The organism is Duganella dendranthematis (genome assembly GCF_012849375.1).
Classification (GTDB): domain Bacteria; phylum Pseudomonadota; class Gammaproteobacteria; order Burkholderiales; family Burkholderiaceae_D; genus Rugamonas; species Rugamonas dendranthematis.
The window spans coordinates 2021377-2043004 of the sequence record NZ_CP051684.1; the positions used below are offsets into that span (position 1 = coordinate 2021377).

The window sequence follows — 21628 nt, forward strand, 5'->3', positions numbered from 1 at the left end:
CTTAAACTTGCAGCATGCCTATTGCCCAAGAGCCTACCCTGACCCTGAATGCCGGCGCCGTTGCCGCGACCGGCACTTGGCAGGTACACGCTCTCGCGCAAGGCAAGGCGATGGCCACCATCACCACTTTTCTCAAGGCGCTCAAGGGCGACCATCTGAAATGGGACCTGTCGGCCGTCGCCAGCATGGACCATATCGGCGCCCAGTTGCTGTGGAACGCCTGGGGTAAAACCCGCCCGGCCGAGCTGCAACTGCCGCCGGAGCTGGAAGAATTCTTCAATCGCCTGGAAACCACCGGCACGCTGGAACTGCCGCGCCCACGCCAGAATCGCCTGACCCTGGTGATGAAGCTGGGCTTCGCCATGCTGCTGTTCTTCGAACACCTGACCGGCCTGCTCCGGCTGGTGGGCCAGGTGGTGCTGGACCTGGGCCGCTTCCTGCGCAATCCGCTGCGCGGGCCGTGGAAGGAAATCTCCGCCAATATCTACCACGCCGGCTTCCAGGCGCTGGGCATTACGGCGCTGGTCGGCTTCCTGATCGGCGTGGTGTTCTCCTTCCTGTCTGCGCAGCAGTTGCGCAACTTTGGCGGCGACGTGTTCCTGGTCAATCTGCTGGGCATGAGCATCATCCGCGAACTGGGGCCGCTGCTGGCCGCGATCCTGGTGGCCGGCCGCTCCGGTTCTTCCATCACCGCGCAGCTGGGCGTAATGCGCGTGACCGAGGAACTCGACGCCATGCTGGTGATGGGCATCTCGCACGGCTTCCGCCTGATCATGCCGAAGGTGCTGGCCCTGGCGATTGCGATGCCGCTGCTGGTGATCTGGACCGATACCATCGCGCTGCTGGGCGGCATGCTGTCGGCCAAGGTGGAACTCAACCTGTCGCCGCAATACTTCCTGCTCAAGCTGCCGGAGGCGGTGCCGCTGTCGAATTATATGATCGGCATCGGCAAGGGTGCCGTGTTCGGCATGCTGATCGCGCTGGTGTCCTGCCACTTCGGCCTGCGCATCAAGCCGAATACCGAAAGCCTGGGCCGCGGCACCACCACCTCGGTGGTTTCGGCGATTACCGCCGTGATCCTGGCCGACGCCGTGTTCGCGATTGTCTTCAGCGGCGTGGGGTTCTGATGAGTGAACAAGAAAGCACCTGCGGCCCCGGCACCGGCGAACTGACCTTGGACGGCAGCGTGCCGGTGGTCGAAATCACCGGCCTGTGGACCAAGTACGGCCGCACAGTGGTACACCAGGACTTGAACCTGGAAATCGAACAGGGCGAGATCATGTCCATCGTCGGCGGCTCCGGTACCGGCAAGACCACGCTGGTGCGCCAGATGCTGGGGCTGGAGCGACCGGCGCGCGGCTGCGTGCGGGTATTCGGCGAAGACATCAGCGCCATCGACTCCGACCAGCTGCAACAACTGCGCAATCACTGGGGCATGCTGTTCCAGCAAGGCGCGCTGTATTCGGCGCTGACGGTGTTCGAAAACATCGCCCAGCCGATGCGCGAATTGCAGGTGCTGCCGGAAGACCTGATCCGCGACGCCGTGCTGCTGAAGATGAATATGGTCGGCATGGGCCCGGAACAGGCCAACAAGATGCCGTCCGACCTGTCCGGCGGCATGGTCAAGCGGGTGGCGCTGGCGCGCGCGCTGGCGCTGGAGCCGAAACTGCTATTCCTCGACGAACCGACCGCCGGCCTCGATCCCGACCTGTCGGAAGCGTTCGTCACACTGATTAAATCGCTGCACCGCGAGCTGGGCCTGACGGTGGTGATGGTCACCCACGACCTCGACACGCTGTTCGCGCTGTCGACCCGGATTGCGGTGCTGGCGGAAAAACACGTGATCGCGCTCGGCCCGCTGCGCGATGTGCTGAAAGTAGACCATCCGTTCATCAAAGAGTTCTTCCTCGGCGATCGCGGCCGCCGCGCGCTGGAAGCGCTGGACGACAAAACACCCACGGAGCACTGATGGAAAATAGATCGCATGCCCTGACTACCGGCTTTTTCACGATCACGCTGTTGATAGCGGCGATCCTGTACGGCCTCTGGTTCAACCGCGACCGCGTCGAGCGCACGCCGTATGTGATTGCCACCGCGCAGTCCATTCCCGGCCTCAATCCGCAGGCGCCGATCCGCTACCGCGGGCTGGAAGTGGGCCGCGTCGGCAGCATCGCCTTCGATCCCAAGGTGACCGGCCAGATCGTGGTGACCTTGAATATCAACTCCGACGCGCCGATCACCACCACCACCTTCGCCTCGCTCGGTTACCAGGGCGTGACCGGCATCGCCTTCATTTCGCTGGACGATGACAAGGTCGGCTCGCCGCGGCTGCCGTCGAGCGCCGACCGTCCGGCCCAGATTCCGCTGCGCCAGGGCTTCTTCGATCAGCTGGAAAAGCGCGGCAAGGAGATCCTGTCGCAGACCGAGGAAGTGACCAACCGCCTGAACGAGCTGCTCAGCCCGGAACATCAAAAGGTCATGCTGGGCGCGTTCTCCGATGTCAGCGAGACGGCGCAGAAGTACCGCGAGTTGCCGGAGAAGCTGCAGCCGACCATTGACAAGCTGCCGGCGCTGGCCGAGCAGACCCAGAAGACGCTCAATTCGGTGACCGCGCTGGCCAATGACGTCAACCACCTGACCACCAGCCTGCAAGCGCCCGGCGGCCCGATCGAGCGCATCACCACGCAGGTCGAGCGCATCGGCAGCTCGGTCGATGCCGTCGCCGGCGGCATCGAACTCGATACGCTGCCGCAGGTCAATTCGCTGTCGGACGACACGCGCGCCTCGATGCGCGCGCTGCGCAAGACCATGAACAAGATTAACGACCGTCCACAAAGCCTGATCTTCGGCGCGCCAGGCACGCCGCCGGGCCCGGGCGAAGAAGGCTTTGCCGCGCCTGCCAAATAAGGATCTACAGCATGATGACTTCCGCCATCCGCACCTGCCTCGCGCTGAGCGCCGCCGCCATCCTGCTAGGCGCCTGCGCCAGCAAGGGCGTGCCGACGTCGCAATTTGACTTTGGTCCGTTGACTGCACCGGCCGGCGCGCCGGCCAGCACCATCGGCGCCGTCATCGTGGCCGACATCACCGGGCCGGCCGCGCTGGATACCGAACGTATGCAATACCGCCTGCTGTACGCCGACGCACGCCAATCCAAACCGTATGCCTACAATCAGTGGACCAGCACGCCCACCCAGCTGCTGACCCAGCGCATGAAAGCGCGGCTGGCGCAGGCCGGCGTCAAGGTGCTGTCGACCACCGATGCTGCCGCCAGCACCACCGTGCTGCGCATGGAGGTGCAAGACTTTGCGCAAAACTTCGACACCACCACCGCCAGCAATGGCGTGCTGAGCCTGCGGGCGTCGGTGTTCCGCAGTCACAAGCTGGTGGATCAGAAAACCTTTAGCCGCAGCGTGCCGGCGCCGAGCGCCGACGCGGCCGGCGGCGCGCGCGCCCTGGCCGACGCCAGCGATGCGGTGGCGGCTGATGTGCTCAGCTGGCTGGCGGCGCTGCCGCCGTCGAGGGAATGACGGCAAACACGCCAGCAACGCCAGACGCCGGTCCGCCAGACGCGCCACCGGCGGACTCGGCCGCAGCCGCTGCCGGCCACGCCGGAGCAACGGACGTGGCGTCGATTGCTGCGGTCGGCGCTGAGGTGGCGCCGACCATGCCGCCGGTTGCTCTGGTCGACGCCGAGGTAGCGACGGGCGTGCCGCCGGTTGCGCCTATCAACCGCCGCAAGCGCGAGCGGCCGCCACTGGCGCCGGCCACGCGCTCATCGCCGATCACGCGTGCTGCGCTGCTGGCCTATCTGTTCCTGATCATCTACGCCAGCTGGTTCCCGTTCTCCGGCTGGCACAACCAGGGGCTGTCACCGTTCATCTTCCTGGAAACCATGAAGATGCCACGTTACTGGACCCTGTTCGACGCCATCACCAACGTCATCGGCTACGTGCCGCTCGGCACTCTGATCGTTTACTCGCTGTACCCGCGCATCAAAGGCATCTGGGCGTTGCTAATCGCCGCCGCCGCCGGCGCCTTGGTGTCCGGCACAATGGAAGCGGTGCAAACCTTTCTGCCGACCCGCGTCTCCTCCAACCTCGACTTCTACACCAACGCCATCGGCTGCGCGCTCGGCGGCCTGATCGGCGTGCTGACCGTGCGCCGCCTGCTCGACCGCAGCCAGCTGCAACGGCTGCGCCGCGAATGGTTCGCGCCGCACGCCAGCCAGGGTCTGGTGTTGCTGGCGCTGTGGCCGCTGGCGCAAATCTACCCGCAAAACTTCCTGTACGGCCTGGGTCAGATCCTGCCCATCCTGTCCGACTGGCTGTCGCAACTACTGGACATGGAAGTAGACCTGGCCGGCCTGATCCGCCCGGACGTCGACCTGACCGTCGAACAATACTGGCTGTCGGAAACCATCATCACCGCCTGCGGCATGGTCGGCGCCGGCCTTACCCTGCTGTGCCTGCTGCGCAAGCCGGCCCCGCGCGGCCTGCTGGTCTGCGCCATGATCGCCGCCTCGGTGCTGATCAAAGGACTGGCGACGGCGCTGCTGTTCTCGCCGGAAAACGCCTTCGTCTGGGTCACGCCCGGCGCCGAAGGCGGCTTTTTGATCGGCGCCATCATGCTGGCCGGCCTGACCTACGCACCGCATGTGGCGCAACGGCGGCTGGCGGTGACCACCCTGCTGCTGGGCCTGGTCATCATCAACACCACGCCGGCCAATCCCTACTTTGTGGCCACTTTGCAAACATGGGTGCAGGGCAAGTTCCTGAACTTCAACGGCGCCGCCCAGTTCCTGTCGCTGCTATGGCCATTCTTTGCGGTCTGGTTCCTGTGGCTGCCGTCCCACAAGCTGAACGCCGCCAAGGTATCATAGCGGCTACCATTTCCAGAAGGTGATGCCCATGAGCGATACCCCCTACTTCAAACACCACGTCTTCTTCTGCATGAACAAGCGTGACGATGGCCGCAACAGCTGCGGCGACCACGGCGCGGAAGTCGCGCAAAAACACGCCAAGAAGCGCTGCAAGCAACTCGACATCAATGGCCACGGCAAAGTCCGCATCAACCAGGCCGGCTGCCTGGACCGCTGCGAAGAAGGCCCAGTGCTGGTGGTTTATCCGGAAGGCACCTGGTATACCTACGTCGACACCAGCGACATTGATGAAATCATCGACAGCCACCTGGTCAACGGCCAGGTCGTAGAACGTCTGAAAATCTGAGCCCATGAACAAGAGTGAAAAATTTATGCTGGCCGGCGCTGCCGGTCAGATGGAAGGCATCATTGATTACCCGGCCGACGATGCCGCGCCGCGCGGCGTGGCGCTGGTGGCGCACCCACATCCGCTGTACGGCGGCACCATGGACAACAAGGTCGCCGTCACGCTAATGCGCACCTTCGTCAACCTCGGCTACGTGGTGGCGCGCATCAACTTCCGCGGCGTCGGCAAGTCCGAAGGCGTGCACGACCACGGCCAGGGCGAGACCGACGACATGGCCATCCTGCACCAATGGATGACAGAAAAATACCCGGACCTGCCGGTAGCGCTGTCGGGCTTCTCGTTCGGCACCTATGTGCAGTCGCAACTGGGCCAACGCCTGGCTGCCGCCGGCACGCCGGCCGAGCGCCTGGTGCTGGTAGGCGCCGCCGCCAAGAAATGGGCGATGGCCGACATCCCGGCCGACACCATCCTGATCCATGGCGAACAGGACGACACCATCCCGCTGGCCGACGTGCTGGACTGGTTGCGCCCGCAAGAGATTCCGGTCATCGTCATTCCCGGCGCCGACCACTTCTTCCACCGCAAGCTGGGCCATATCAAGAGCTGGGTCACGCAGCTGTGGGGCGGCGCCGGCTTAACCGAGGCTGAAACGGACACCGCAAGCGCCGATTAAGCATCTATAATTATTGCGCTTCTAACTTTTCACCGAACATTCCCACATGAAAAAACTTATCGCGGCACTGGCCACCAGTGTGATGTTGATGACCTCGGCCGTGGCGCAAACGCTCCCGGCCCCGACCATCGCCGCCAAATCCTGGCTGTTGCTGGACGCTACCAGCGGCCAGATCATCGCCTCGCAAGATCCCAACCTGCGCATCGAACCGGCCTCGCTGACCAAGGTCATGACGGCCTACGTCGTCTTCGGCGCGCTGCGCGACAAGAAGGTCGACCTCAAGCAGATGGTCAATGTATCCACCAAGGCGTGGAAAGTCGATACCAGCTCGTCCAAGATGTTCATCGATCCGGCCACCCCGGTCAGCATCAACGACCTGCTGTACGGTCTGATGGTGCAGTCGGGTAACGACGCCGCCGTGGCGCTGGCCGAAGCCGTTGCCGGCGACGAATCCGCGTTCGTGGTGATGATGAACAAGGAAGCCCAGCGCCTGGGCCTGACCTCGACCCACTTCGCCAATCCGCACGGCCTGCCGTCGCCGGAGAACTATTCGACCGCACAAGACCTGTCGGTGCTGGCCAAGCGCGTGATCCTGGACTTCCCGGAGTTCTACAAGATTGATTCGGTGAAAAGCTTCACCTACAACAAAATCACCCAGCCGAACCGCAACCGCCTGCTGTGGCTGGATCCAACCGTGGACGGCATGAAGACCGGCCATACCGAAGCGGCCGGCTATTGCATGATCGCCTCGGCGCACCGTCCGAACGGCGCCGGCGAGCGTCGCCTGATCTCGGTGGTGCTGGGCACCTCCTCGGACCAGGTCCGCACGCAGGAAAGCCAGAAGCTGCTGAACTGGGGCTTCCAGAACTTCGATACCGTCAAGCTGTACTCGAAAGGCCAGGCGATTGCCACGCCGGAAATCTGGAAAGGTTCCAAGAGCAACGTCAAGATCGGCTTTGCGCAGGACGTGATGGTGACCGTGCCGAAGGGCGTGGCAGGCAAGATGAAGCCGGCGCTGGAACGTAAAGACCCGCTGGTGGCGCCGTTGGCTGAGAACAGCCGCGTCGGCACGCTGAAGATGGTGGTGGACGGCAAGCCAATGCTGGAACTGCCGGTGGTGTCGCTGGAGACGGTGGAACAAGCCTCGATTTTCGGCCGCGCCTGGGATTCGATCCGCCTGTGGCTGAAATAATGTAACCCGTCCCCCGTCGAGGGGTCTGACCCCATGCGGGGTCGGCCCCCGATGGCTCACGGTTTGCGGGTTTCAGTCAGCGCCGGTATGCTTCATTGATTCCTGCGCCCACTGGAACGCGGCCTGCCCCACACCGGGCAGGCTGTCGATATCCAGCCCCAGCTCCCCCGCAATCGCCATCGCCTGCTCCACCTTATCGCGCTGCAGCAGCAGCACCATCGTCAGATACGGGCCATAGACGCCCCCATTCCCCAGCAACACCTCGCGGATATCATCCGACAGATGCATCTTGCCGACCAGATTGGCCATCGGCACACCCAGCAGCACATCAAACAGCGACAGCAAGCCCACCAGGAACAACTCATCGCGCTTAGCCTGCGGCAGCTTGCTGCATGTCTCCAGGAAGCGCGCGCGCGTCAATGCCACTTCCAGCAGCGACTCATCGCGCTCCTGGTTGGCGCCACCACCCAGGCGGAACATCGACACCGTCAAACCGCGATACAGCTGATTCCGCCCCAGCACCATGAACGCCTGCTGCAAGCTGGTCACCTTGGTGGCCTGCCCATTGACCGGCGCATTGGCCCATTGCAGCACCTGATAGGTCATGCCTGGATCGCGCTTGGCCACCTCGATCATGGCCGGCAGCTCGGCATCCGTGCGCAGCAGATTGAGCAGCTCGATCGACGTCATGCGGCTTTGGTCGATTCGCGCATCCGGATCGACATGCTCGGCGGTGGTCAGGAACAGCCCCATGAAATAGCTGGCGCCCCACGACAAACACATGCGCTGCTCTTCCCACGTATCCACCCCATCTACCATCAGCTTCAGGTTGGGATGGCGCAGATGCAGCTGCTTGCATAGCGTCTGGAACTCCGCCAGCGGATGTTCATGCAGCGACACCACCGCCAGGTCGGCCTGGTACAGCAAGGCGGCATCCTCTTCCTTTAACGAGATGCCAGACAGCGCGATCTGGCTGCCGGCGGCGCGCAATGCGGCGACCGCGTCGGCCGCCAGCTGGTCTAGCAGGAATATAGTGTGCGGCGCGGCCAGCGGCAGATGCAGTCCGGCCGCCACGGCCTCCGCGCTGATCGGCACCAGCGCCAGGCGCGACTGTGCGAACTCCGGCACTTGCGCGGCCAGCAGCGCGTCCAGCATGGCCGGCTCGGGCAGCGCGGCGGCGAAGCGGTAGCCGCTCAGGCGCTGGCGTTTGTCGACGATTTCGGTACGGGTGATCAGGGCCGCGGTCTCATCGGACACGGCAGGCGGCGGGACAGCCACGGCGTCGGCAGCGACGGGGGCGGCAGGCGTTGCGGCGGCGTCAGGCTTCGACTTCAGAAACGATAATAATCCCACGTTGATCTCTCCGGTTCGGTCTGACAGACCAGCCGATCATACTATAATTCTTGCCTCTCACTTAACCTTGGAAACGTTCCCATGACCGATTTGTCCTGCCCTTCCCTCGTCACCTACCAAGGCGGCCTGACGCTGTCGCGCATCGTGGCCGGCATGTGGCGCATGAATGAATGGAACCTGACGCCGCAGCAGCGCGTCGAGTGGATCGAGCAGGCGCTGGCCATGGGCGTGACCAGCTTCGACCACGCCGACATCTACGGCGGCTATGGCGTCGAAGCCACCTTCGGCGAGGCGCTGGCCTTGCAGCCCTCGCTGCGCGGCAAGATGCAGCTGGTCAGCAAATGCGGCATCAAGCTGCTTTCCGACGCCCGTCCCGAGCACACCATCCAGCACTATGACACCAGCGCCAGCCACATCATCGCCTCGGCGGAAAACTCGCTGCGCCAGCTGCGCACCGACCATCTGGACCTGCTGCTGATCCACCGTCCCGACCCGCTGATGAATTTCGACGAAGTCGCCGGCGCCTTCGAACGCCTGCGCCAGGATGGCAAGGTCAAGCACTTCGGCGTGTCCAACTTCAGCCGCCACCAGTTCGAGAGCCTGAACCGCCGCATCGCGCTGGCCACCAACCAGGTCGAATTCTCGCCGCTGTGTGTGGCGCCGATGTTCGACGAAACCTTCGACGGTCTGCAAGACCTGGGCGTGGCGCCGATGATCTGGTCGCCATTAGCCGGTGGTCGCCTGTTCAGCAGCGATGATGCGGCCGGCGTGCGCCTGCGCGCAGTGATCCAGAAAGTGGCCGACGAACTGCAACGCCCGTTCGGCAGCGTGGTGTTTGCGTGGATTATGCAGCTGCCGAGCCGTCCGGTGCCGTTGACCGGCTCCGGCCGTATCGCGGCGGTGAAAGAAGCGGTGGAAGCAACCCAGTTCAGCCTGAGCCGCAGCCAGTGGTTTGAGATCCTGCGCGCGGCCCGTGGCCACGAAGTGGCATAACGAGCTGACGTAACGACTATTCGTCGTCGTACACGACCGGCGGGGCGATGCCCGTCCAGCCGGTCTTCCACGCCGCGTTCAGCGCCAGCGTGAACGCAATGTAGACCGCGAAGAACAGCACGAAGTACGCCGTCAGCAGCCAGGCCAGCAGGCCGAGGTTAATCAGCAGCACCACCAGCGCCGCCCAGCTCTTCTTCTGCTTGGAGCTCGGGAAGCGCACGGTCGACACCATCAGGCTGCCAACCACGAACAGCAGCAACACCACCAGGCTGCCATGCAGCACCGACGAGGCCGCATCCGGCCAGGCCACCACCACCGACGCCACGCACGCCGCCCCGGCCGTGATCGGCATGCCAACGAAATAGCGCGGATCGGTGCGGCCCACATTCACATTAAAGCGCGCCAGTCGCAGCGCGCCGCAGGCCACGAAGAAGAAGCTGGCGATGCCGCCCATGCGCAGCAGCGTCGGGTGATCGGCGCCCAGTTGCTGGAAACCGTAGCAGTACAGCAGCAGGCCGGGCGCACAGCCGAAGTTCATCACATCGGCGATCGAATCGAGCTGCATGCCGAAGTCGGACTGGGTATTGGTAGCGCGCGCCACCATGCCATCCAGCGCATCGAACACGCCGGCCAGCACCAGCAATATGGCGGCCAGGCGGTAATCGCCGGCATCGCCGATAAAGGCATTGTCGACCGAGATGACGATGCTGCCGAAACCGCAGGCGATCGACATCAGCGTGACGATGCTGGGCAAGGCAAATTTGGCGCGCTGCATGCGCTGATGGTGTAAAGGCTTCAAAACAGGTGCATTCCTCGAGAAACGACAAGCTTACCATTTTTAATAACGGTAACGCGTGCTGCGGTTTTGAAAACCGACATAGAATCAGCCGCAAGGCATAGGAGTTCATCATGAAAAAATGGCGTCTGCGGCTGGCCGCATGGCTGGTTGCGTCCCTGCTGGCCGCTTGCGGCGGTGGCGGCGGTAGCGACAGCAGCAGCGTGACCGGCCCGGCGACCACCGCGCCGCCGCTGACGCAAGAGCCGGGCGCACCGGCGATGACCGGCAACACCGCCATTGACGGCTTTAACTGGATCAACTACCGGCGCGCGCAACTGGGCCTGTCGGTGCTGACGCGCAACAGCCAGATCACGGCGGCGGCGCAGGGCCACTCCGACTACCAGCGCAGCAACAACACCATCACCCACGAACAGACGGCGGGCCTGCCCGGCTTTACCGGCGTAGGCCTGGTCGAGCGCCTGAACGCCGCCGGCTACACGCTGAGCGGTCGCACCTATGCCGCTGGCGAAGTGATTTCGGCCACCAGCAACCCGTCCGGCTTCTACCAGGCCGAGCAACTGATCACCGCCATCTACCACCGCTTCGTTATCTTCGAACCGGTGTTCCGCGAGCTGGGTACCGGCGGTGCCACGGCCAGCGGCGGCACCACCTATTTCACCGCCGACTTTGCCGTGCGCGATACCCTCAGCGGACTGGGCGCAGGGCGCTTCGTCACCTATCCGCGCAACCAGCAGACCAACGTGCCGACCAACTTCTTCAGCGACACCGAATCGCCCGACCCGGTGCCCAACCAGAATGAAGTGGGCTATCCGATCAGCCTGCACGCAGACAGCTACGCCCGCGTGCCCGGCAGCGTGGTGGTACAAAGCTTCACGGTCGCACCGCGCGGGGCTTCTGCGCTGAGTACGCGCTTACTCAGCTACGCCGCCGGCACCAACGGCACCACCAGCACGGCCGCCGCCATCGTGCCGCTGGCGCCGCTGAAAAGCGCCACCACCTACGACGTCAACTTTACCGGCACGGTGGGCGGCGTCGCCGTCAACACCAGCTGGTCGTTCAGCACCCAATAAAAGAAAGCAAGTGATGTTGCATTTTTTTAACTGTGCAAACGACCGCGTCTGCTATCTTATGGGGTAATACCTTCCGCAGAGCCGCGCACGATGACCTCAACCAGCCAGCCCCTGACGCCGCCCGCAGCCGGCCATATCCTGCAAGTGGAAACCGGCTTGCAACAGCTGATGGGCGACCGCGACCTGTATCTGCAAATCCTGCGTCGTTTCCGCCATCGCTATCCGGACAGCGGCTGCGACGCCCGCAAGGCGCTCAACAGCGGCGAACCCGGCCACGCGCAACGCATCGTCCACACCCTCAAGGGCGCGGCCGGCATGATCGGCGCGCAACAGGTGTACTTGCTGGCGGCGCAGCTGGAAACGTTGTGCGCCGGCCCGGCCCAGGTGTGGTCGGCGCCGCTGGCGCAACTGGAGCAGGCGCTGCGCAGCCTGGTCATGGCGATCGACGACGTGCTGGCCAGCGATCCGCAACAGATCCTGGCGGGCGAGGCGTCGGCGGCGGCCGTGGTGCCGGAGACACGCATGCTGTTGCTGCATCTGATGCGTCTGCTGGACGAGGGCGACGGCGCGGCCATCGATGTGCTGGAGCAATCAGCGACGGTGCTGGCGGCGAGCCTGGGAGTGGAGGTATTTCAGGAGGTGACGGAAGCGGCGCACCAGTTCGATTTTGAAGCAGCGCTGGCCACCTTGCAGGCGGCAATGGCGGACTAGCGGGTATATTCCTTTTCCTCGTCGAAGGCGTCGGCACATTCCTTGTCGCAAAAACGGCGCACATTATCCAGCGGTTTTTCGCAGTACCAGCACGCTCCCTTAGGCGGCAGCATCTGGCGCGTGCGTGCCGGTGGCGCGGACGTGGCGGCAGAAGGCGGCGGCATGCCGGCCCCGTCGTCCGGGACGCTCTCTTGTATCGGTTCCACGATCCCCTCCTTCCAGGCCAAGCTCAGGTAAGTTGCAAGATTACTTCAGCGGAATTGCCACAGATATGAGATTTCTCAACGGTTGCATGAAACCGCAGATCCGTTTGCGACGATCAATAATAGCAGGTTACATGCGACGACCACATCTACCACCAGCCCCAATATTTTCAATGAAAAATGGCGAGGCGATAGTCGGCAAGGCCCGCGCCTGCCCGTATAATCGTGGCACGTTTATCATTCCTATCAGGAAAGCACGCATGTCAGATTCATCGCTTAGCCCGCTCCTGTCCACGCGCGTGCTCGGACTGGCCCAGCTGGGATTGATCGTCCTCGACATCAACCAGCACATCGTCATGTGGAACCAGTGGATGGCTAGCCGCTCGGGCAAATCGGCGCATCGCGTGCTGGGCCAGGACCTGTTCGACCTGTACGGCGAACTGCGCGGCCAGCGGCTGGAACAGGCGGTGCAGAGCGCGATGCAGAGCAACCTGCCGCAGCAATTATCGCCGGCGCTGAATCCGTCGCCATTCCCGCTGTACCCGGCCGGCACCTGGGGCGGCGAACGCGTCGAACAGGCGGTGTCGGTGACGCCGTTCAACGAAGGCAAGGAACGCTACTGCCTGATCGAAGTCAGCGACATCAGTACCATCGTCGGCCGCGAGCGCCAGCTACGCAGCCAAGCCGAACAGCTGCGGGCGCAATCGTATGTCGACGGCCTGACCGGCATCGCCAACCGCCGCCACTTCGACGTCGCGCTCGACCGCGAACTGCGGCGCGCCCAGCGCAACGACGGCCAGCTGTCGCTGCTGCTGATGGACATCGACTCGTTCAAGGCCTACAACGACCACTTCGGCCACCAGCAAGGCGATGCCTGCCTGACCCTGGTGGCGGAAGCGTTTGCCGCCACCCTGCAACGACCGGCCGACCTGGCAGCGCGCTACGGCGGCGAAGAATTCGGCGCCGTGCTGCCCGACACCAGCAGCGAACAGGCGGCGCTGGTGGCGGAAACCATCCGCGCCAAAATCGCCTCGCTCCAGATCAACCACTCGCCGGCGGCCACCCGGCCGCACGTCACCATGAGCATCGGCGTGGCCACCTTCGACAAAGACAAACTGGCCGACGCCGCCGCCATGCTGGCCGCCGCCGACAGCTGTTTGTACGCGGCCAAGAAAGCTGGCCGCGATTGTGTCATCGTCTATCGTCAACAACAGGAGAATGCAGCATGATGTTACGCAGTGCCCTTACCTTGGCGGCCGTGCTGGCCGCGCCGTATGCCCTCTCCGCACCGGCGGCCTGCACCGGCAAAGCCCCATCCGGCGAGCTGACGGCGACCCGCATCGCCGCCGCCAACAGCACCCGCAGCGAACCCGGCCTGTATGAAGGACCGGTATGGATCAAGGATGCGCTGTACTTCTCCGACTTCACGTTTGGCCCCGGCTTCCCGTCGCGCATCCTGAAGCTGGACGCCAGCGGCAAAGTCAGCGTGGCAATCGAGGACAGCGGCAGCAACGGCTTGGCCACCGACGGCCACGGCAACATCATCGCCGCCACCCACAAGTGGAAATCGGTGTCGCTGTACACGCTGGACGGCAAGCGCAGCGACCTGGTCAGCAAGTTTGAAGGCACCGTCTTCAACTCGCCGAACGACATGGCGATGGCCTCGGATGACACGCTGTACTTCAGCGATCCAGACTTCCAGCGCACCGCCGCGCCGGGCGGCCAGGACAAGACGCGCGTGTACCGCGTGGGCACCGACGGCAAGGTCACGGTGGTGGATGACACGCTGAAAAATCCGAACGGCGTATCGCTGTCGCCAAAGGAAGACGTGCTGTACGTGAACGGCATGGTGGGCGAGCACGGCGTGCTGCGCGCCTACCCGATCGTCAACGGCATGCCGCAGGCCGGCAAGGATCTGGTGGAGCAGCTGGGTATTCCGGACGGCATGGCGGTGGACTGCTACGGCAACATCTACGTCAGCGAGCACACCGACAAGCGGCTGCGCGTGTTCACGCCGGCGGGCAAACAGATCGCCACCATCAAAGTCGACGCCAACGTCACCAACGCCGCCTTCGGTGGCGCCGACGGCAAGACCCTCTACATCACCGGCGCCGGCGCACTGTGGCAACTCAAGCTGGACGTTACCGGTTCGCCGTACTAAACCAAGTTTATTTGCCGATACAGAAGCGGCTGAAGATGACGCCTAGCAGGTCGTCGGAGGAGAAGGCGCCGGTGATGCTCGACAGCTGAACTTGCGCCAGCCGCAGTTCTTCGGCGAACAGGTCCAGCGACTGGTCGCTCTGCGCGGCGTGCTCGCCGGCGCGGGCCAGGTGGGCGCCAGCGTTTTTCAGCGCGATCAGGTGACGTTCGCGCGCCAGGTACAGCGATTCGCCGGTCTGCTGCCAGCCGGCGATGCGCAACAGTTCCTTGCGCAGCAAATCAATCCCGACGTGGTCGTGCGCCGACAGGTAGATGTGGGTGGCGTCTTCCATCACGTCCACCGCCGGCTTGTGGCCGGACAGATCAATCTTGTTCCAGATGCGTAGCACCGGCACGCCTTCCGGGAACGCGGCTGTGATATTTTCATCGGCGCGCGACGGACCGTGGTCGGCGTCCAGCAGGTGTAGGATGACGTCGGCCTTGCCGACCTCGCCCCAGGTACGCTCGATGCCGATCCGTTCCACCACGTCCACCGCCTCTTCCGGGGCGCGGATGCCGGCGGTGTCGATGATGTTCAGCGGGATGCCTTCGATCTGAATCGTCTCGGTGACCTTGTCGCGCGTGGTGCCGGCGATCGGCGTAACGATCGCCACGTCATTGCCCGCCAGCGCATTCAGCAACGACGATTTGCCGACGTTCGGCTGGCCGACCAGCACCACGTTCAGCCCTTCGCGCAGCAGCGCACCTTGCGCCGCCTGCTTGAAAACCTGCTCCAACGCGGCAACGATGCTCTTCAGTTGCCCACGCGCGTCGGATTTTTCCAGGAAGTCGATTTCTTCTTCCGGGAAATCCAGCGTGGCTTCCACCAGCATGCGCAGGTTGGTGACGCTGCCGACCAGCGTATTCACGGTTTTCGAGAATGCGCCCGACAGCGATTGCGACGCCGACTTGGCCGCCGCTTCGGTCGAGGCGTCGATCAGGTCGGCCACGGCTTCCGCTTGCGCTAGGTCGAGCTTGTCATTGAGGTAGGCGCGGCGGGTGAATTCGCCCGGTTCGGCCAGCCGCAGGCCGAGGTCTTCGCCGGCTTCCAGTACGCGCGCCAGCAGCATCTGCAGCACGATAGGGCCGCCGTGGCCTTGCAGTTCCAGCACGTCTTCCCCGGTGTACGAGTTCGGCCCCTTGAACCAGATGGCGATACCCTGGTCGATGATGCTGCCGTCGGCCTGCTTGAACGGGATGTAGGTGGCGTGGCGCGGCTTGAGCGCGTCGCCGCCGAACAGCGCGCCGATCAGCGCTTGCAGGTTTTTGCCGGAGGCGCGCACGACGCCGATGCCGCCGCGCCCCGGTGCGGTGGCGATGGCGGCGATAGGGGAAGAGTCGATGTTCATAAACGGATTGTAAGGTAAATAAAAAAAAGCCCCATGTGGCTTTGCAGCGGCCTTGGCCGGTGCAAGCGCACATGGGGCTTTTTAGCAACAGCTTGTGGCGCTTACGCCTTGGCAGGCGCCGGGGTACCGAATTTCTTGGAAATCACATACTGTTGAGCAATCGACAGCACGTTATTCACGACCCAGTACAGCACCAGGCCGGACGGGAAGAAGAAGAACATCACCGAGAACGCCAGCGGCATGAACAGCATCATCTTGGCTTGCATCGGATCAGCCGGTGCAGGGTTCAGCTTGGTGGTGATGAACATCGAAATCGCGTACAGCACCGGCAGGATCGCATACGGATCGTGCTGGGCCAGGTCGGTGATCCAGCCAATCCACGGTGCGCCGCGGATTTCCACCGCCGATTGCAGCACGTAGTACAGCGAGATGAACACTGGCATCTGCACCAGGATCGGCAGGCAGCCACCCAGCGGATTGATCTTCTCCTGCTTGTACAGTTCCATCGTGGCCTGGTTCATCTTGGCCGGGTCGCCTTTGTAGCGCTCGCGGATGGCTTGCATCTTCGGCGTCACCAGCTTGACCTTCGCCATGCTGCGGTAACCGGCAGCCGACAGCGGGAAGAACAGCAGCTTGATCAGGATGGTGAACACAATAATGGTCCAGCCCCAGTTGCCCAGCAGCGAGTGGATGTAGTTGATCACGGCGAACATCGGCTTGGCGATCATGGCCAGGAAACCGTAGTCGCGCACCAGGATCAGGCCCGGCGCGGTCTCTTCCAGCAGCTTGGCTTCTTGCGGGCCGGAGAACAGGCGGGCGTCATTGCTGACGGTGGCGCCCGGCGCAATCGTGCCCAGCGGCTGCTTGACGGCGATGCCGTACACATTGGTATCGATCTTCGAGGTCTCGATATCGTGCATCAGCTTAGGCTGCGGAATGAAGGCCGAGACGAAGAAGTGCTGCGAAATCGCGATCCAGCCGTTGTCGGCCTTGGTGGCGTGGTCCTGCACCACCGGCTTGCCGGTCTTGGCCGCTTCGGCCGCTTCTTTTTCCAGCGTGTCGAACTTCAGCTTCTCGTAGTGCTTGTCGTCGGTGTACAGCGTCGGGCCGGTGTAGCTGCTGTTGAAGAACGAGTCGCCGGCCGGCTTGTTGCCGTCGTGCGCCAGACGCAGGTACAAGGTCGGGCTGACCGGCGCGGTGCCGACGTTGGTCACGTCATGGCGCACATCGATCACGTAGTCGTTGCGCTTGAAGGTGAAGGTCTTGGTCAGCTTGACGCCGCCTTCTTCCGATTCCAGCACCAGTTGCACCTGGTTGCCATTGTCCAGCATGCGCGGACCTGGCTTGGCCACGAACGGGCTGGTGTGGTTGGGCAGCGCGCCCGACGGACCGTACAGGCCGGTCTGGGCCAGATAGGTCTTGCCGATGCCGGCGTCGACGTCGAACAGCACCACGTTCTTGGTGTTGTCGCCCGGCTCGCACCATTTGAACAGGCCGCCGCAGCCGCCGAACCAGCCTGGATGGCCGTTTTCCTTGAACTTCAGCAGTTCCAGGCGCTTGATGACACCGCCCTGGGTGTCGATGTCGGCACGGACCACGTCGGTGGTGATGGTGATGCGCTCGGCTTTGAACGGCGCAGCATCGGTGGCGCCGGCAACTGCGGCAGCCGCTCCTGGCACGGCGGCGGCGGCCGCGCTGGCGGCGGCGTCGGCTTTTTTCGCCTCCGCCACCTTGGCGGCCGGCGGCGCCGGTGCAAACATCGATGGATGGCCGGTCGAGACTTGCCAGTTGTTCCACAGAACAACCAGCGATACCGCGAACACGATCCACAGAATGGTACGTTTATTGATATCCATTAGGTATTTTCAGGAGTGGTTGCAACCGCAAGCGGTCGTTGAAGAATTCGATTTGCCGTCGGCCGGCGGGACCGGGTCCAGTCCGCCCTCATGCCACGGATGGCAGCGGCAGACACGCTTGACGGCCAGCCAGCTGCCCTTGCCGGCGCCGTGCACCTGCAACGCTTCCAGCGCATAGTTCGAGCAGCTCGGATAAAACCGGCAGCTCGGCGTCATCATCGGGCTGATCGCCAGTTGATAAAAGCGCAAGAGGAAGCGAAGCACGGTTTTCATGGCGACCCAGGTGGAGGCGGCGGCGCTGAAGGCAAGGCCGGCTTGCCAGGCGAAACAACGAGTTTTGCCTGCGCCGCGAACAGACGCGTGAGTTCCACCCGCAAGGCTGCTTTCAGCTTTGCAGTGGTGGCCGGGCCATCCTTGCTGTTGACCGGCTTGGCCAGGCGCACGACGCAGTCGACCGGCGGCAGGCCGGTCACACGGAACAGCTCGCGGGTAACGCGCTTGATCGTGTTGCGGGTGGCGGCGCGCGGCGCAAAGCGCTTGGCCACCACGACGCCCAGCCGCGCATGCGGCAATTGGTTGGGACAGGTGTACAGCACGAAGTGCGCGGTTTTTTGGCTGGGGCGCAAACGAAAAACGGATGAAAATTCATCCGTTTTAACGATACGCCGAGCGCGCGCGAAGTCGTGTGAACCTTCGCCTGTCAAGCCGCTGTTGATGCAGCTGTCCACGCGATCAGCTAACAAGCTAATGGCTTATACAGCCAGACGCTTGCGGCCTTTGGCGCGGCGTGCGTTCAGCACTTGACGGCCACCACGGGTAGCCATGCGTGCGCGGAAACCGTGGGTACGCTTACGGCGTACAACGGAAGGTTGGTAAGTACGTTTCATGTTGGTCTCGCTTAAAGCAAAAAAAATGCAAAATCGGGTCAGACGGCCCGTCAGTTTTTGGTGCCAATGACACTTCGCGCACCTATGCCAACGCTATCCGGCACAAGCTGGGTCCATCTCATCGCCCGCTAAATCCTCGCTACTCCATATCGCTATCCATGTGAAGAAACAAGGAATACGGGCGGGGAACCCTGAATTATCAGCATTTCGCCCCCGCTTGTCAACAACTGACTGCCCCATCCAACCATCGCCGGCGGCCGGCGGCGGCGAAAAAATCCTGACGTGCCTGTGGATAACTTAGGCGAGCGAGAGTAGAATAGCGCGTTACGTGTGAAAAACTTCAAAGTTGCCCACACCCTTATACAGTAAGAACACAGATCGTAGATTCATGGAAAATTTTTGGCAGACCTGCTCCGCCCAGCTGGAGCTGGAGCTGACGCCGCAACAATTCAGTGCCTGGATTAAGCCGCTTATCCCCCTCGATTACGAGGCGGGCAAGCTGCGCGTGGCCGCACCCAACCGCTTCAAGCTGGACTGGGTGAAGACCCAGTTCGCCAGCCGCATCACGGCGCTCGCTTGCCAGTACTGGGAGCAGCCGACCGAAGTGCAGTTCGTGCTCGATCCGCGCCTGTCGGCGCCGAAAAAAGTCGCGACCACCGCACCGGTGCCGGACGTCAACGGCGGCGCGCCGAGCAACAACGCGCGCCTGGCGCTGACCGACCCGGCGCCGTCGGTGCCGGAAATGCCGGCCTCGGCCCAGCCGCGACGCGAACAAAGCCGCATCAACACCGACCTGACCTTCGACAGCTTCGTCACCGGTAAGGCCAACCAGCTGGCGCGCGCCGCCGCCATCCAGGTGGCGAATAATCCGGGCGTGTCGTACAACCCGCTGTTCTTCTACGGCGGCGTCGGCCTGGGTAAGACCCACTTGATCCATGCCATCGGCAACCAGGTGATGGCCGACCAGCCGGGCGCGCGCATCCGCTACATCCACGCCGAGCAGTACGTGCGCGACGTGGTGACCGCTTACCAGCGCAAGGGTTTCGACGACTTCAAGCATTACTACCACTCGCTGGACATGCTGCTGATCGATGATATTCAATTCTTCGGCGGCAAGAGCCGTACGCAGGAAGAATTCTTCTACGCGTTCGAAGCCCTGATCGCCGCCAAGAAACAGATCATCATCACCTCGGACACCTATCCGAAAGAGATCACCGGCATGGATGACCGCCTGATCTCGCGCTTCGACTCCGGCCTGACGGTCGCCATCGAACCGCCGGAGCTGGAAATGCGGGTGGCGATTCTGCTCAAGAAAGCCAAGCAGGAAGGCGTGACCTTCTCGGATGACGTCGCCTTCTTCGTGGCCAAACACCTGCGCTCCAACGTGCGCGAGCTGGAAGGCGCGCTGCGCAAGATCCTGGCGTACTCGCGCTTCCACGGCAAGGACATCACGATCGACATCGTGAAAGAAGCGCTGAAAGACCTGCTGTCGGTACAGAACCGCCAGATTTCGGTGGAAAACATCCAGAAAACCGTGGCCGACTTCTTCAACATCAAGGTGGCGGACATGTACTCGAAACGCCGGCCGGCCAACATCGCCCGCCCGCGCCAGATCGCCATGTACCTGGCCAAGGAGCTGACGCAGAAATCGCTGCCGGAAATCGGCGAACTGTTCGGCGGCCGCGACCACACCACCGTGCTGCACGCGGTGCGCAAGATCGCCCTCGACCGCACCAAAAATCCGGAATGCAACCACGAATTGCACGTTCTGGAGCAAACACTCAAGGGCTAGCCGGAGACAGGCTTTGGCTTTATCATTTAGTCAAACCTGTCCGCCTGCTCACAAGGCAAAAGTATCAAAAAACATCATTAAATTTTTACTGAGGATAAGCTATGCAATTGGTCAAAACCACCCGTGATACGCTACTCCGGCCACTGCAGATCGTGAGTGGTATTGTCGAGCGTCGGCACACTATGCCGATTCTGGCCAATATCCTCATCCGCAAAGAGGGCGAGAGCGTATCCTTCCTGTCGACCGACACCGAAGTCCAGATCACCACCATCGCCGAGATCGGCTCCGGCGCCGATGTCACCGGCACCACCGTGGCCGCGCGCAAGCTGCTCGACATCCTGCGTGCGCTGCCGGAATCGGGCGACGTCACCATCACGCTGCAAAACAAGCGCCTGGCCGTGGCCTCGGGCAAATCGCGCTTCGCGCTGCAAACCCTGGCGGCGGAAGAATTCCCGACCGTGCAGCAGGCCGACAGCTACAGCGCCACCGTCACGCTGCCGCAGAAAACCCTGAAGCACCTGTTCAACATGGTGCACTTCTCGATGGCCCAGCAGGACATCCGCTACTACCTGAACGGCCTGCTCCTGGTCCTGGACGGCAACAACGTGATCGCCGTGGCCACCGACGGCCACCGTCTGGCGTTCTGCCAGGTCGAGACCGAGCAATCGTTCGCGCGCCAGGAAGTCATCATCCCGCGCAAGACCATCATCGAACTGCAGCGCCTGCTGGAAGAAAACGACGAGCCGGTGCAGCTGGACATCGCCGCTAACCAGGTCAAGCTGACCTTCGCCGACATCGAGCTGATCTCGAAACTGGTGGAAGGCAAGTTCCCCGACTACACGCGGGTGATCCCGAAGGGCTACAAGAACGAATTCACGATCGGCCGCGATGAGCTGCTGCGCTCGCTGCAGCGCGCCGCCATCATGACCAGCGACAAATTCAAGGGCGTGCGCTGCATCATCGCGCCGGGCGTCATGAAGATCAGCTCGACCAACGCCGACCAGGAAGAAGCGGTCGAAGAACTGGAAATCGACTACGGCGGCGACAGCGTCGATATCGGCTTCAACGTCACCTACCTGCTGGACGTGCTGAACAACCTGAAATGCGACCAGATCAACATCGCGCTGGGCGACTCGAACTCGTCGGCGCTGATCTCGATCCCGGAAAACACCGACTTCAAGTACGTCGTCATGCCGATGCGCATTTAATCGCACCACCGCCGTCGCCCCGGCGCCCGCCGGGGCCCAGAGAACGCATGCTCAGCATGGATTCCCGCCGCTGCGGGAATGACGTCCCAGTAATACACGCATATTGATTGAGAAA

Annotated in this window: 23 protein-coding genes; 15 read left to right on the top strand and 8 right to left on the bottom strand. The window is 63.0% G+C overall.

All coding sequences use genetic code 11. From position 1 onward, the window contains the following. The first annotated feature begins 14 nt into the window (after window positions 1-14). Genes HH213_RS09365 through HH213_RS09400 form a run of 8 tightly spaced genes read left to right on the top strand, consistent with a single transcriptional unit; the run spans window position 15 to window position 7093 of the window. Window positions 15-1127, top strand: a complete 1113-nt coding sequence (locus HH213_RS09365) for an MlaE family ABC transporter permease (RefSeq protein ID WP_169112075.1) — start codon at window positions 15-17, stop codon at window positions 1125-1127. After that, entirely contained in the window at window positions 1127-1969 is an 843-nt protein-coding gene (locus HH213_RS09370) for an ABC transporter ATP-binding protein (protein ID WP_110845714.1), read from the top strand. Before HH213_RS09365 ends, HH213_RS09370 begins: the two co-directional genes overlap by 1 nt. Beyond that, a complete protein-coding gene (locus tag HH213_RS09375) occupies window positions 1969-2907 on the top strand; it encodes an MlaD family protein (RefSeq protein WP_169112076.1) in 939 nt (312 codons plus the stop codon). The genes HH213_RS09370 and HH213_RS09375 overlap by 1 nt, the downstream gene beginning before the upstream one ends. A gap of 14 nt (window positions 2908-2921) precedes the next feature. Then, window positions 2922-3530 (top strand): ABC-type transport auxiliary lipoprotein family protein, encoded by a 609-nt coding sequence (locus HH213_RS09380; protein ID WP_169115065.1) that lies wholly within the window; start codon window positions 2922-2924, stop codon window positions 3528-3530. Next, the gene (locus HH213_RS09385) at window positions 3527-4882 is read left to right on the top strand and encodes a VanZ family protein (protein WP_229263368.1); all 1356 of its coding nucleotides are present in this window, start codon (window positions 3527-3529) and stop codon (window positions 4880-4882) included. The genes HH213_RS09380 and HH213_RS09385 overlap by 4 nt, the downstream gene beginning before the upstream one ends. 28 nt (window positions 4883-4910) lie before the next feature. Then, a complete protein-coding gene (locus HH213_RS09390) occupies window positions 4911-5228 on the top strand; it encodes a (2Fe-2S) ferredoxin domain-containing protein (protein WP_110845716.1) in 318 nt (105 codons plus the stop codon). Between the two features lie 4 nt (window positions 5229-5232). After that, a complete protein-coding gene (locus tag HH213_RS09395) occupies window positions 5233-5901 on the top strand; it encodes an alpha/beta hydrolase (RefSeq protein WP_169112077.1) in 669 nt (222 codons plus the stop codon). 46 nt (window positions 5902-5947) lie between these two features. Next, window positions 5948-7093: a D-alanyl-D-alanine carboxypeptidase family protein gene (locus HH213_RS09400; protein WP_110845718.1), complete on the top strand. Its 1146-nt coding sequence runs from the start codon at window positions 5948-5950 to the stop codon at window positions 7091-7093. A 72-nt stretch (window positions 7094-7165) separates the two neighbouring features. Here the strand turns inward: HH213_RS09400 and HH213_RS09405 are convergent, their stop codons facing one another. After that, window positions 7166-8446 (bottom strand): EAL and HDOD domain-containing protein, encoded by a 1281-nt coding sequence (locus tag HH213_RS09405; RefSeq protein ID WP_229263369.1) that lies wholly within the window; start codon window positions 8444-8446, stop codon window positions 7166-7168. A gap of 81 nt (window positions 8447-8527) precedes the next feature. Here HH213_RS09405 and HH213_RS09410 point away from each other — a divergent pair, with 81 nt between their 5' ends. Beyond that, on the top strand, window positions 8528-9439 hold the full coding sequence (locus HH213_RS09410) for an aldo/keto reductase (protein ID WP_169112078.1): 912 nt from the start codon (window positions 8528-8530) through the stop codon (window positions 9437-9439). Between the two features lie 16 nt (window positions 9440-9455). On the opposite strand, the gene pssA is transcribed toward HH213_RS09410, so the two are convergent. After that, window positions 9456-10214, bottom strand: a complete 759-nt coding sequence (pssA, locus tag HH213_RS09415; RefSeq protein ID WP_169115069.1) for a CDP-diacylglycerol--serine O-phosphatidyltransferase — start codon at window positions 10212-10214, stop codon at window positions 9456-9458. Between the two features lie 134 nt (window positions 10215-10348). On the opposite strand from pssA, the gene HH213_RS09420 reads away from it, so the two are divergent. Next, entirely contained in the window at window positions 10349-11308 is a 960-nt protein-coding gene (locus tag HH213_RS09420; RefSeq protein WP_169112079.1) for a CAP domain-containing protein, read from the top strand. A gap of 90 nt (window positions 11309-11398) precedes the next feature. Next, a complete protein-coding gene (locus HH213_RS09425; RefSeq protein WP_169112080.1) occupies window positions 11399-12019 on the top strand; it encodes an Hpt domain-containing protein in 621 nt (206 codons plus the stop codon). Here the strand turns inward: HH213_RS09425 and HH213_RS09430 are convergent. Further along, the gene (locus HH213_RS09430; protein WP_110846640.1) at window positions 12016-12225 is read right to left on the bottom strand and encodes a hypothetical protein; all 210 of its coding nucleotides are present in this window, start codon (window positions 12223-12225) and stop codon (window positions 12016-12018) included. The genes HH213_RS09425 and HH213_RS09430 overlap by 4 nt on opposite strands. A 257-nt stretch (window positions 12226-12482) precedes the next feature. On the opposite strand from HH213_RS09430, the gene HH213_RS09435 reads away from it, so the two are divergent. Both HH213_RS09435 and HH213_RS09440 read left to right on the top strand, forming a co-directional pair. Next, window positions 12483-13451 carry a sensor domain-containing diguanylate cyclase gene (locus HH213_RS09435; protein WP_169112081.1) on the top strand — a complete coding sequence of 323 codons (969 nt, stop codon included), beginning with the start codon at window positions 12483-12485 and terminating at the stop codon, window positions 13449-13451. After that, a complete protein-coding gene (locus tag HH213_RS09440) occupies window positions 13448-14383 on the top strand; it encodes an SMP-30/gluconolactonase/LRE family protein (RefSeq protein ID WP_169112082.1) in 936 nt (311 codons plus the stop codon). Before HH213_RS09435 ends, HH213_RS09440 begins: the two co-directional genes overlap by 4 nt. Before the next feature lie 7 nt (window positions 14384-14390). Here the strand turns inward: HH213_RS09440 and mnmE are convergent, their stop codons facing one another. From mnmE to rpmH, 5 genes are all read right to left on the bottom strand, one after another. Beyond that, window positions 14391-15770, bottom strand: coding sequence for a tRNA uridine-5-carboxymethylaminomethyl(34) synthesis GTPase MnmE (gene mnmE / locus HH213_RS09445; RefSeq protein WP_169112083.1), 1380 nt, complete (start codon window positions 15768-15770; stop codon window positions 14391-14393). A gap of 101 nt (window positions 15771-15871) precedes the next feature. Continuing rightward, complete coding sequence (gene yidC / locus HH213_RS09450) at window positions 15872-17626, bottom strand: membrane protein insertase YidC (protein ID WP_110845727.1); 1755 nt, start codon at window positions 17624-17626, stop codon at window positions 15872-15874. 9 nt (window positions 17627-17635) lie between these two features. Continuing rightward, the gene (gene yidD / locus HH213_RS09455; protein WP_110845728.1) at window positions 17636-17899 is read right to left on the bottom strand and encodes a membrane protein insertion efficiency factor YidD; all 264 of its coding nucleotides are present in this window, start codon (window positions 17897-17899) and stop codon (window positions 17636-17638) included. After that, window positions 17896-18330 (bottom strand): ribonuclease P protein component, encoded by a 435-nt coding sequence (rnpA, locus tag HH213_RS09460; RefSeq protein ID WP_169115071.1) that lies wholly within the window; start codon window positions 18328-18330, stop codon window positions 17896-17898. The genes yidD and rnpA overlap by 4 nt, the downstream gene beginning before the upstream one ends. A gap of 48 nt (window positions 18331-18378) precedes the next feature. Next, window positions 18379-18513: a 50S ribosomal protein L34 gene (gene rpmH / locus HH213_RS09465; RefSeq protein WP_040378179.1), complete on the bottom strand. Its 135-nt coding sequence runs from the start codon at window positions 18511-18513 to the stop codon at window positions 18379-18381. 388 nt (window positions 18514-18901) lie between these two features. On the opposite strand from rpmH, the gene dnaA reads away from it, so the two are divergent. After that, complete coding sequence (gene dnaA, locus HH213_RS09470; protein ID WP_110845729.1) at window positions 18902-20305, top strand: chromosomal replication initiator protein DnaA; 1404 nt, start codon at window positions 18902-18904, stop codon at window positions 20303-20305. A gap of 101 nt (window positions 20306-20406) precedes the next feature. Beyond that, on the top strand, window positions 20407-21513 hold the full coding sequence (gene dnaN / locus HH213_RS09475) for a DNA polymerase III subunit beta (RefSeq protein WP_110845730.1): 1107 nt from the start codon (window positions 20407-20409) through the stop codon (window positions 21511-21513). The last annotated feature ends 115 nt before the right edge of the window (window positions 21514-21628 follow it).